At 68.5% G+C, this 10,574-nt stretch carries 11 protein-coding genes; 6 read left to right on the top strand and 5 right to left on the bottom strand.

Features of this window, described 5'->3' with window-relative positions; translation table 11 throughout:
• Nucleotides 1-104: 104 nt before the first annotated feature.
• A complete protein-coding gene (locus tag AB4070_RS12510; RefSeq protein WP_441980367.1) occupies nt 105-1,604 on the top strand; it encodes a hypothetical protein in 1,500 nt (499 codons plus the stop codon).
• A gap of 19 nt (nt 1,605-1,623) precedes the next feature.
• Here the strand turns inward: AB4070_RS12510 and AB4070_RS12505 are convergent, their stop codons facing one another.
• Nucleotides 1,624-2,685, bottom strand: coding sequence for a LacI family DNA-binding transcriptional regulator (locus tag AB4070_RS12505; RefSeq protein ID WP_441980366.1), 1,062 nt, complete (start codon nt 2,683-2,685; stop codon nt 1,624-1,626).
• Nucleotides 2,686-2,745: 60 nt separating this feature from the next.
• Between AB4070_RS12505 and AB4070_RS12500 the strand changes: the two genes are divergently transcribed.
• Entirely contained in the window at nt 2,746-3,984 is a 1,239-nt protein-coding gene (locus AB4070_RS12500; RefSeq protein WP_441980365.1) for an MFS transporter, read from the top strand.
• Between the two features lie 3 nt (nt 3,985-3,987).
• Here the strand turns inward: AB4070_RS12500 and AB4070_RS12495 are convergent, their stop codons facing one another.
• Nucleotides 3,988-4,635, bottom strand: a complete 648-nt coding sequence (locus tag AB4070_RS12495) for a response regulator transcription factor (protein ID WP_441980364.1) — start codon at nt 4,633-4,635, stop codon at nt 3,988-3,990.
• Nucleotides 4,632-5,828 (bottom strand): sensor histidine kinase, encoded by a 1,197-nt coding sequence (locus AB4070_RS12490; protein WP_441980363.1) that lies wholly within the window; start codon nt 5,826-5,828, stop codon nt 4,632-4,634. Before AB4070_RS12490 ends, AB4070_RS12495 begins: the two co-directional genes overlap by 4 nt.
• Nucleotides 5,829-5,944: 116 nt before the next feature.
• Between AB4070_RS12490 and AB4070_RS12485 the strand changes: the two genes are divergently transcribed.
• Both AB4070_RS12485 and nucS read left to right on the top strand, forming a co-directional pair.
• Nucleotides 5,945-6,823, top strand: a complete 879-nt coding sequence (locus tag AB4070_RS12485) for a GAP family protein (RefSeq protein WP_441980362.1) — start codon at nt 5,945-5,947, stop codon at nt 6,821-6,823.
• 56 nt (nt 6,824-6,879) lie between these two features.
• Nucleotides 6,880-7,575: an endonuclease NucS gene (gene nucS, locus AB4070_RS12480; RefSeq protein ID WP_045262658.1), complete on the top strand. Its 696-nt coding sequence runs from the start codon at nt 6,880-6,882 to the stop codon at nt 7,573-7,575.
• 10 nt (nt 7,576-7,585) lie between these two features.
• On the opposite strand, the gene AB4070_RS12475 is transcribed toward nucS, so the two are convergent.
• Complete coding sequence (locus tag AB4070_RS12475) at nt 7,586-7,954, bottom strand: response regulator (RefSeq protein WP_441980361.1); 369 nt, start codon at nt 7,952-7,954, stop codon at nt 7,586-7,588.
• Nucleotides 7,955-8,097: 143 nt separating this feature from the next.
• On the opposite strand from AB4070_RS12475, the gene AB4070_RS12470 reads away from it, so the two are divergent.
• Entirely contained in the window at nt 8,098-8,763 is a 666-nt protein-coding gene (locus tag AB4070_RS12470) for an HAD hydrolase-like protein (protein WP_282848667.1), read from the top strand.
• Nucleotides 8,764-8,888: 125 nt separating this feature from the next.
• Here the strand turns inward: AB4070_RS12470 and AB4070_RS12465 are convergent, their stop codons facing one another.
• Nucleotides 8,889-9,095: a cold-shock protein gene (locus AB4070_RS12465; RefSeq protein WP_017203899.1), complete on the bottom strand. Its 207-nt coding sequence runs from the start codon at nt 9,093-9,095 to the stop codon at nt 8,889-8,891.
• 645 nt (nt 9,096-9,740) lie between these two features.
• Between AB4070_RS12465 and AB4070_RS12460 the strand changes: the two genes are divergently transcribed.
• Nucleotides 9,741-10,565, top strand: a complete 825-nt coding sequence (locus AB4070_RS12460) for a shikimate 5-dehydrogenase (protein WP_441980360.1) — start codon at nt 9,741-9,743, stop codon at nt 10,563-10,565.
• Nucleotides 10,566-10,574 lie beyond the last annotated feature (9 nt).

Raw genomic sequence — 10,574 nt, 5'->3', positions numbered from 1 at the left:
GGGCTCGTCGGCCATTTCGGCGCAGGCGGGCGGGTGTCAGACCAGTTTACCGGCGCGAGAGGTTCCTGCGGTCCACAGTTGCACGATCGTGCGAGAGTTGGCCCATGCGGCGGGTCTGGGTGCGAGAGCTCGCGGGCTGGTCGGGAGCACTGGTCGTGGCGGTGATCACCGTCGCTCAGGTGGCTTCATCCGCCCGCGCGGAGCTGCTGTTCCGCGACGGAGATTCCCTGGTCGTGGGGATGTTCGCGCAGTCGCTGCTCTCCGGCGGACCTCTTGACTGGGCGATGTCGAGCGTGCTGTTCCTGCCCGAGTCCGCGGTGTTCACCGCGTTGGACGCCGCGCTCCGGCTCGATGTGAACGGACTGCTCACGGTGAATGCCGTGGTCAACATGCTGGCCCTCTACGGTGCACTCCGCGTTGCCGTGGGGCGTCGGCGGGACGGGACAGCCCCCGTCGCATGCGCGCTGCTAGGGCTGGGCACCTTCGCGATCCTCGCCATGACCGATCTCTCGGGGTCCCGAGACGCCCTGGAGCTGGCCTCGCTGCTGCTGACGACCACGTATTACGCCGCCTCCGTGGTCGCCGTCGTCCTTGCTGTGGGACTGGTCCGTCGTGTTCTGGACCGCGGCGCGGGCGGTATCGGCGCACTGATCGCACTCGGGGCGACTGCCACCGTATCGACGCTCTCCAATCCCCTCTTCGCCGCCTGGGCCACTGTTCCGCTCTCGCTGCTCCTCCTCGTGATGCTGCTTCGCGCGGCACCACGCATCCGCACTGCGACGATCCTCGTCGTGCTGGTCATCGGGACCGCCCTGGGTTTCCTCGGACGCATTCCGTTTCGAGCATGGATCTCCAACACCGGAGCCGGCTACATCCAGCCCGAACTCTGGAGGGAGTCTGCGGGCTACTACGGGGGCCTTCTCCTCGACCGCCTTGCGACACCCGCGGGGATCTTCGGCGTCGTGATCGTCGTGGCCCTGGTCGGCTGGGCGATCGTGAACACGGTGCGCGTCGAAGACACCGGCTCCCGCTTCGTCGCCACGGTCGCATGGGCGATGCCCGCTCTCGTCCTGGTCGGGGCCATCGCGCTCGGCACCCACGCCGCCCGTTACCTGCAGCCGCTCGCGTTCGCACCCGTGCTCGTGATCGTGGCCGCTCCTCATATCCCGCGGATGCCCGAGCGGGTGCCCCGCGCCCTCACGGCCACCGCCGCCGCGCTCCTGCTCGTCGGCGGAGTGCTGAGCGTGCCTCGGCTCGTCGCAGCGAGCACGACGCCCGACCCCGATCTCACCTGCGTGACCGACTGGGTCGATGCGTCGGATCGCATCGGCGCCGGACAGTTCTGGACCGTGCGCCTGCCGAAGCTGCATGCCGACGACCCCCGCCAGCTCGTGCAGGTCGATCATGAGCTCAACGCGTACGCGTGGTTGGTGAACCGCGAGGACTTCGATGTCGATGGAGTCTCGTTCCTCGTCGAGGACTCCCAGACCGTCGCGTGGCAGCTCTCCACACCGGCGATCCCCGACGATGTCGTCGAGTGCGGGCGGTACCGCATCCTCGACTTCGGTAACCGCGTTCTGCCGCTCGGCCCGCAGCACAGCTGAGCACGCGGCGAGGCTGCCGCTAGCGCGGAACAGGGCCCGTCGTCGTGCCGGCTCGGAACACGCAGGTGAGGTGCTGCGTCGTCCCTGGTTCTCCGCGCAGCATGCGGGCGACCTGCTCCCCCGCGGCGCGTCCCTTCTCCACCGCGGGCTGCACGCTGGTCGTGAGCGTGAGATCGCCGAGTCCGTCGACCTCGATGCCGTCGAAGCCCGCGACGGACAGATCTTCGGGTACGCGGAGACCGAGCTCCTCGGCTGCGCGGATGACGCCGACCGCGAGCAGATCGCTCTGCGCGAGCACGGCCGTCGGTCGCGCGGCAGGGTCGGTCAGGAGCATGCGGCCGACCAGCACGCCCTCATCGATGAAGCTGCCGGACGCCGAGATCGCCGGCGCGTCAGGGAACACCCGGCGCATCCCCTCGAGGCGATGCACGGAGACATCGACGGTCGCTTTCTCGACACGTTCGGGCGTGACCAGCGCACGCTCGCGCTCGCTGTCGAGCGAGAGGGTGACCAGCGCCACGTCCCGGTGCCCGAGGTCGTAGACATGCTGGGCGACGTCGGCAGAGGCTGCGACGTTGTCGAGGGTGATGCGCGGGATGCCCTCTCCGGCGTCGCCTTCGATGACGACCACGGGCAGTCCCCGGCCGACGACCACTTCGAGCGAGGTCTTCGTGCGCCCGGAACAGCCGATGAGCACGAAGGCGTCGACGGGGGCGTTGGTGATGGCTGCACCCTCCTCCCCCGGCTCGTCACGCATGAGGAGGATGCCGGCGCTCAGGTCGGCGAGCCCGTCGGTGAGGCCGTCCATCATGGCGGTCGTCACGGGGTCGAGGAATGCTGCACGCAGATGCCCTTCGAGCACCACGGCCACGATGCCGCTGCGCCCGCGTCGCAGCGAGGCCGCACGAGGGTCCGGCCCCGCATAGCCGAGATCGGCTGCGGCGGCGAGGACGCGTTCCCTCGTCGCGGCGGCCACGTTCGCCTTGCCGCTGAAGACGACGGATGCGGTGGAGGTCGCCACGCCCGCCTCACGTGCGACGTCGGCGATCGTGGGCCGACGCGGCGTCTCCTGGCTGCTCATACTTCGAGGATAGCTCCCCGCGCTTCCCTACGGTCGAATCGATTCGATAAGCTGTCCGGCATGGAAACAGCCCTCTCTCGTTCGCAGTTCGTGCGCTGGCGCGCGGCGATCTTCGCCATCTTCCTCGCGAGCGGCCTCTCGATCGCGACCTGGGCGTCGCGCGTGCCCGGGATCAAGGAGGCGCTGGGACTCGACAACGCGCAGGTCGGGCTGATCCTGCTCGGCATGGGCATCTCGTCCATCCTCGGTATCTCGACGGGTCCCGCGGTGATGGCACGTCTCGGCGCCCGGCGCGGGATGCTCCTCACGATGCTGACGTTCGCGCTCGGCATCGTATTGGTCGGCCTGGGCGCGAACGTGTTCGGTTCCGTCCCCGTCGTCATCGTGGGCATGGTGCTGTTCGGCTTCGGCAACGGGTCGGTCGACGTGATGATGAACGTCGAGGCGACCGCGATCGAACAGCAGATGGGCAGGACGATCCTGCCGGTCTTCCACGCCTTCTTCAGCTTCGGCACCGTCATCGGTGCGGGAATCGGCGCTCTCGCCGCGCAGCTCGCCCTCGACGTCGCGACCCATGCCGCGATCATGGGTGCCCTGATCGCCGTGATCGCGATCGTCTGCTTCTTCCAGGTCCCGGTGCGCGAGGCCGCCCTCGATCCTGCGGCGCATGAGAAGCCCGCGTTCCGCGTCCGCATGCACACCGCGCTGGAAGCGTGGCGCGAGCCGCGCACCTACCTGATCGGCGTGGTCATGCTCGGCATGTCCTTCGCCGAGGGCGGCGCCAACGACTGGATCGCCCTGGGCACCGAGCAGGGTCACGGGTTCGCCGAGGGCACCGGAGCCGTATCCCTGGCCGTGTTCTCGGTCGGCATGACCGTCGTGCGCCTGTTCGGCGGTCCCCTCGTGGATCGCTTCGGCCGCGTCCTGGTCCTGCGCATCCTCGCTGTCACTGCCGCGTCGGGCATCCTGCTGTTCATCCTCGCCCCCACCTTCCCGCTCGTGCTGGTCGGAGCCGCGCTGTGGGGAATCGGCGCATCGCTCGGCTTCCCGCTGGGCATGTCGGCGGCGGCAGACGACCCGGCCAAGGCCGCGGCCAGGGTGAGCGCGGCCGCCACGATCGGCTACATCGCCTTCCTCGGCGGCCCGCCGGTGCTCGGAATCATCAGCGAGCACATCGGTCTGCTCAACACGCTGTTCATCCTGGTCGCGCTGGTCGTGATGTCCGGGTTGTTCTCGGGTGCTGCACGTCCGCTCCGCGACGACGAGAAGAGCTCGGTCACGACGGTCGCACAGCGATGAGCGTCAGTCGTCGCGGCCGCGCACGAGCGCGGCCGCGTGCGACCGACTGCGTGCGCCGAGCTTGGTGAGCACGTTCGAGACGTGCGTCTTGACCGTGGGGACCGAGATGCGCAGTCGCGCGGCGAGCTGGGCGTTCGACCACCCCTGCAGGATCCCGTCGAGCACATCCTGCTCCCTGGCCGTCAGCTCGACCATCCCCTCGCGGCGCCTGACCGGTGCCGGCATGGCGGCGCTCTCGGCGACGGCGGCGAGCGCTCGGCGCGTCACCCGCGGATCGAGCGCACCTTCGCCGGCCGCGATCGCCCGCACCGCCCCGCCGAGCGTGGGAGCGTCCACCGTCTTGAGGAGGAAGCCGACGGCGCCTGCGCGGATCGCCCCGAACACCAGGTCGTCCTCGTCGAAGCTCGTGAGGACCAGCACGTCGCTCAAGTGGCGCTCGACGATCTCCGCCGTCGCCGATATCCCGTCGCGTCCCGGCATCCGCAGATCCATCAGGACCACGTCGGGACGCAGCGCCGCGGCGTTGCGGACGGCGACATCGCCGTCCGCCGCTTCCCCGACCACCGTGATCCCCTGCGCCTCGAGCATGATGCGCAGCCCCGCCCTGATCGCGCCGTGGTCGTCCGCCAGCAGCACCGTCGGCTCGCTCATGCCGCTGCCTCCGTCGGGATGCGACCTTCCACCGACCATCCGCCGGCGACCGGCCCGGCAGTGAAGGCGCCCCCCAGCGCGGCGACCCGTTCCCTGAGCATCTGCAACCCCCAGCCCTCATCCGCGGACGTGGACGCCCTGCTCGGCGAACCGCCCCTGGAACGTACCTCGACCCGCACTTCGGGACCGCTTCTGCGGATGATGACATCGACCTCGGCGCCGCTGGCGTGACGGATGCAGTTGTTCAGCGCCTCCCGCACGATGCGGATGACGGCCTGCTCGAGCGCGGAACCGACATCGTCCACGTGATCGGCGACGAGTCGCACCGTGAGTCCCGCGCGTTCCGCCTCCTGCACGATCCCCTCGAGGTCCCCCCACCGCGGCGAGGACGCGGGGCTCCCCTCACCGCGCCGGAGCACGGAGATCATCGATCGCAGCGCCGCATGGGCATCGAGACCCGCATCGCGCACGGCCTGCAGGGCCTCGCGGTCCTGCGGATGATCGGGCGGGGTCGACAGGGCGGCCTCCGCGCGGATCGCCATCGCCATCACATGACCGGCCACCACGTCGTGCAGTTCCCTCGCCATGGTCTCGCGCTCCCGTTGCACCGCCTCCACTCGGTCCCGCTCGGCGACCGCGGCGGCGTGCTCCGCTCGCTGACGGTGCAGCTCCGCGAGCTCGTGCGCTTGGGAGACCGCCACGGCCCACCAGTAGTCGGTGCCGAAGATCGCTCCGAACTGCACTCCGATGAGGAACGCGACCGGGAACGACACATCGGTGAGCAGCCAGGCGCAGAGGAAGAGGGTGACGGTCGCCGCCCCCAGCAGCACCAACAGCATCCTTCGCCCGCGGGAATCCGCCAGGAAAGCGGCCGTCCACAGCACATCCAGGAGCACCACGAGGGTCCCGAGGCCGCCCACGGTGAGCAGGTCCGCGACGAACAGCAGGGAGACCAGCACGAGCACGGTCACGGGCATGCGCCGTTTGAAGAGGGCGAGCGCACAGGCGGGAAGAGCGAGCACAAGCGCCCACCACGGGGACGGGGGCTCCTGCAGGAGCGAGAACGGCCCCCAGATACCCCGGAATCCGAAGGCCGCCATCACCACGGCGAAGATCGCCATACCCAGCGGGTCCGCCCACCAACGGTGCCGACGGTACCAGGCGCCGAATCCGCCTTCGACCTGCTCGTGCATGCCCTCATGCAACCACGCCGGCCGCCGCCGCGCATCCGACGAAGGGATGAGTGGTTCTGCGAGGACGGTACTTTCGCCCGATCCGGTATCTGCGGAGCGTCCGTGAACGTGGAGGCATGGAACTCTTCGGCGGACTGCCGCTCCCCCTGTCGCTCGCGCTCCTGGCGCTGATCGACGGGCTGAGCGTCGGCACACTCCTCATCCCGGTCTTCCTCCTGCTGCATCCGGGGCGGGTGCGCGCTGGACGGATCCTGCTGTATCTGGGGACCATCGCCGCGTTCTATCTGGTCGTCGGCCTCCTGTTCCTGTGGGGTCTGGTGAACCTCGTCGACGTCGCGTCCGACTTCCTCGCGTCGCCCGCGGGACTGATCGTCCGACTCCTCGTCGGAGCAGCACTCCTCATCACAGCGTTCGTGATGCCGACCGGTGGCAAGAATGACGAGAGCGCGCCGGCGCCCGCACCGCAGACGGCATCCGCACCTCCCATCCCGTTTCGGGGAGGGACGCCGAGCGCGCAGGATGCGAACGGCTCGCGGATGGCTCCACCGGATGCCGCATCCGCGATCGCGACCGATCCTGCTCCTCGTCCCGGACGCATCACGCGGTGGCGGGAGCGACTCCTCGACCCGCGCACCCGTGGCACCGCCGTGATGGCCGTCGCCATCGCCGCCGGGCTCGTCGAGATCGCCACCATGCTGCCCTACATCGTCGCGATGACCATGCTCGCGGAAGCCGGGATCGACACGCCGCTGCGGGTGCTCTCGCTCGCGGGATACTGTGCGCTGATGATCCTCCCCGCGGTCGTGCTTCTCGTGCTGCGGATGGTGGCCGCTCCGCTCGTGCAACGGCCGCTCGAACGCTTCGCCGCCTGGATGGAACGCACCGGGGCGGAGAACACCGCCTGGATCATCGGCATCATCGGGTTCCTCATCGCCCGCTCCGCCGCCACCGAACTCGGCCTCTTCGAGGCGATCGGTTCGTTCCTCGACCGGTGACCGGCACGCCCTCCGTGTGCGACCACGCAGCGCTCCCGACGAAGTAGGCTCGACGGGTGCGTCTCGTCATCGCCCGCTGCTCGGTCGACTACACCGGTCGGCTCAATGCCCATCTTCCGCTCGCCACGCGTCTGCTCGTGCACAAGGGCGATGGGAGTCTGCTCGTGCACTCCGACGGCGGCAGCTACAAGCCGCTGAACTGGATGAGTCCCCCGTGTTCTCTCTCGAACGAGACTCCGGGCGAGGAAGAGGCGAGCGCCGGCGTCGTCGAGGTCTGGCGGGTCACCCACAAGAAGACCGGTGACGCGTTGCGTGTGCAGATCTACGAGATCATCCACGACACCTCGCACGAGTTGGGGATCGATCCCGGGCTGCAGAAGGACGGCGTGGAGGCGGACCTTCAGCGACTTCTCGCGGAGCAGGTCGAGCGCATCTCCGAGGGTGCGACCCTCGTGCGCCGCGAGTACCCGACGGCGATCGGACCGGTCGACCTGCTGGTACGCGATGCCGACGGTGCGGCGATCGCTGTCGAGATCAAGCGCCGCGGCGACATCGACGGCGTGGAGCAGCTGACCCGCTACCTCGAGCTGCTCGGCCGCGATCCGCACCTCTCCCCCGTGCAGGGTGTCTTCGCCGCCCAGGAGATCAAGCCTCAGGCGCGAGTGCTCGCGGAAGATCGGGGCATCCGCTGTCTGGTGCTCGACTACGACGACATGAAGGGCATCGAGTCGGGCATCCCCCGCCTGTTCTGAGCAGACGGCCTCAACGGACGGGGATGAGCCGCGGCGTCGGCCCCTCCAGACGCGCGATCGCGATCTTCACGTCGAAGATCTCCTGCTCGATGCGATCGAATCGCGCGTCGACACCCGCGAACCGTGCGTCGAACTTCGCGTCCTGCGCGTCGAACCGCGCGTCGACACCCGCGAACCGTGCGTCGAACTTCGCGTCCTGTGCGTCGAACCGCGCGTCGAACCGCGCGTCCTGCGCCGCGAACCGGGCATCGAGCCGGGCGTCCTGCGCCGCGAACCGCGCATCCATCCGGTTGATCGTCCAGCCGAATCCGCCGATGATCGCCACCAGCAGCGTCGCGGCCGTGGCCAACATCGTGATGATCTCCACCGACACGTACATACCCCCATTCTCACTCGCACATCCGCCGTTGTCACGACCTTATATGGGGACATAGAGTGCTCACATGAGACGTGAGTAAGTCCTGTTCGTGCACACCTGTGCAGGAAAGGCGACCCTCCTCTTCCGGGCCATAGGGTGGAGGGGTGCCTCACTCCCCTTACTCCTGCGTGCTGTGGGACGTCGACGGCACCATCGTCGACGCGTCCGTCGGCATCCTTCGCCGGCTCGACATCGCGCTCACGCACTTCGGCCACCCCGCGCCCACGCGCGAGCAGCTGGTGCACTGGATCGGTCCGCCCATGTTCCAGTCGTTCCAGGACCAGGCGGGAATGACCCCGGAGCAGTCCGCCGAGGCGGTGGCCTTCTATCGCACGCTCGGAAAGGCCGACGGCTACACGACCGATGTCGCGACCTACCCTGGCATCGTCGAGCTCATCAACGAGCTGCACGCCGCCGGGGTGCCGCAGGCGACCGCCAGCTCGAAGCCCGAGAACCAGGTCGATGCCCTCGTCGATCACTTCGGACTGCGCCCCGCGTTCCTGACGACGGTCGGCGCGACACCGGACGAGTCGACCCTCGCCTCGAAGACCGACATCGTCGCCGAGGCGCTTCGTCGGCTGCGCGCGCTCGGCGCCGATACATCGCGGCCGGTACTTGTCGGCGACCGCCATCATGACGTGGAAGGTGGCAACGCCAACGACGTCCCCGTCATCTTCGTCGAGTGGGGCTTCAGTGACAGGCACGAAGGCGATGACGCAGCGTTCCGAGCTGCTTCGGTCGCAGAATTGCGCGCGCTGCTGCTGAGCTGATCCTGCGTCCTACCGCTGACGGGGACCGGCCGAAGCAGCGGTCACGGCCCCAGAAAGCACAGAACTCCCCGCCGGATGACGCATCGGGGACGCGATCCGGTGGGGAGTTCGGTGTCTCGCCCGTCTTAGACGGGGCGGATGTTCTCTGCCTGCAGGCCCTTCGGACCCTGCGCCACATCGAACTCGACTCGCTGGTTCTCTTCGAGAGACCGGTAGCCGGATGACTGGATGGCGGAGTAGTGCGCGAAGACGTCAGCGCCTCCGTCGTCAGGGGAGATGAAGCCGAAGCCCTTCTCCGAGTTGAACCACTTGACCGTGCCCTGGGTGCTCATGTACTGCCTGTTCTGCTGATGAAGAAGCCGACGCAGGGATGCCCCGACATCGCTAACGCTAGTGGAGGAGGCCCCGAGCGGAATAGCCGCTGCAAGAAGGTAATCCAAATGTTGCACGAGCGGCATCCGCCCGTCATGAGTCGCATCGCGACCCGCACGGCGCCTGGGGCGCCCGGAAAATGGTGTGGCCCTCACCGCGGGGGGAGCGATGAGGGCCGAAGACGACCGGAGGGTGCGTCAGGAACAGCTTAGCTCCTTTTCGACGCTCTTGTCCCCCTTTTGGGGGACAAATCTGAACTTCGGTGCGACACTGGACGATAGCGGCCCCCTCGAGTAGCCCATTGGGGACTGAACTACTCGAGAGGGCCCAATCGCATGCACGGATCGTCTGCCCCTGGGGAGGGCCGCCGTCTCCTGGGGAGAGACGGAGACGATCAATCCCCGTGTGCATGCACCTTCACCATAGGGGAGGATGCGCGATGTCGCCACGGACTGTCGTCCACGCGATATCGGAGAAGGTCGGGGTACTGATCCCGCAGGGATCGCAGGTTTCGGGCGGAGACGGGACGCACAGCACGGAGGCACCTCCGTCGTCCTCTCTCCCCCGAATCCGCGGGCGCCGTCGCTCGCGAGTAGCCTGATGCGGTGACTCTGCTCAACAAGGACATGACGCTGTGCATCTCGCTCTCCGCACGGCCCAGCAACAACGGCACGCGCTTCCACAACCGCCTCTATGAGGCGCTCGGGCTCAACTGGATCTACAAGGCGTTCGCCCCCACCGATCTCGCCCAGGCCATCGCGGGCGTCCGCGGGCTCGGGATCCGCGGCTGCGCCGTCTCTATGCCCTACAAGGAAGACGTCATCGCCCTGGTCGACCGGATGGATCCCTCGGCGAGCGCGATCGACTCGGTCAACACCATCGTCAACGACGACGGTGTGCTCACCGCCCACAACACCGACTACTCGGCGATCGCGCAGCTCATCGAACGCGAGCACCTGGATCCTGCGAGCTCGGTGCTGTTGCGTGGGTCGGGCGGCATGGCCAAGGCGACCGCGGCAGCATTCCGGGACGCCGGCTTCTCGCGCGTGACCATCGTCGCCAGGAACGAGGAGAGGGGACGTGCGCTGGCGGACCTGTACGGGTTCGACTGGTCGCCGGAGATCGGCGAGGCCACGGCGGACGTGCTGGTCAACGTGACCCCGATCGGTATGGCCGGTGGCGCGGAGGAGCACGTGCTCGCGTTCTCCGAGGCGACGATCGCCACCGCGTCCGTGGTCTTCGATGTGGTCGCGCTTCCCGCCGAGACTCCGCTGATCGCCGCGGCTCGCGCGGCGGGGAAGACCCTGATCACAGGAGCAGAGGTCGCGACGCTGCAGGCGCTGGAGCAGTTCGTGCTCTACACCGGCATCCGACCGTCCGCCGAGCAGGTGCGCGATGCCGAGGAGTTCATGCGCGCAGGGAACGCCTGACGGCGAAGA

The organism is Microbacterium sp. 2RAF4 (assembly GCF_052115285.1).
Lineage (GTDB): Bacteria > Actinomycetota > Actinomycetes > Actinomycetales > Microbacteriaceae > Microbacterium > Microbacterium oxydans.
Note: the sequence above shows the minus strand (reverse complement) of the source record. Positions and strands in the feature narration are given on the sequence as shown.

What these genes read in the sequence shown, in the direction of transcription:
- AB4070_RS12465 (WP_017203899.1), bottom strand. Translation starts at nt 9,095, where the DNA reads ATGAGCACCCAGGGCACGGTCAAGTGGTTCAACTCGGAGAAGGGCTTC.
- AB4070_RS12490 (WP_441980363.1), bottom strand. Translation starts at nt 5,828, where the DNA reads ATGCACGAGCAGGTCGAAGGCGGATTCGGCGCCTGGTACCGTCGGCAC.
- AB4070_RS12500 (WP_441980365.1), top strand. Translation starts at nt 2,746, where the DNA reads ATGGAAACAGCCCTCTCTCGTTCGCAGTTCGTGCGCTGGCGCGCGGCG.
- AB4070_RS12475 (WP_441980361.1), bottom strand. Translation starts at nt 7,954, where the DNA reads ATGTACGTGTCGGTGGAGATCATCACGATGTTGGCCACGGCCGCGACG.
- AB4070_RS12510 (WP_441980367.1), top strand. Translation starts at nt 105, where the DNA reads ATGCGGCGGGTCTGGGTGCGAGAGCTCGCGGGCTGGTCGGGAGCACTG.
- AB4070_RS12485 (WP_441980362.1), top strand. Translation starts at nt 5,945, where the DNA reads ATGGAACTCTTCGGCGGACTGCCGCTCCCCCTGTCGCTCGCGCTCCTG.
- AB4070_RS12495 (WP_441980364.1), bottom strand. Translation starts at nt 4,635, where the DNA reads ATGAGCGAGCCGACGGTGCTGCTGGCGGACGACCACGGCGCGATCAGG.
- AB4070_RS12505 (WP_441980366.1), bottom strand. Translation starts at nt 2,685, where the DNA reads ATGAGCAGCCAGGAGACGCCGCGTCGGCCCACGATCGCCGACGTCGCA.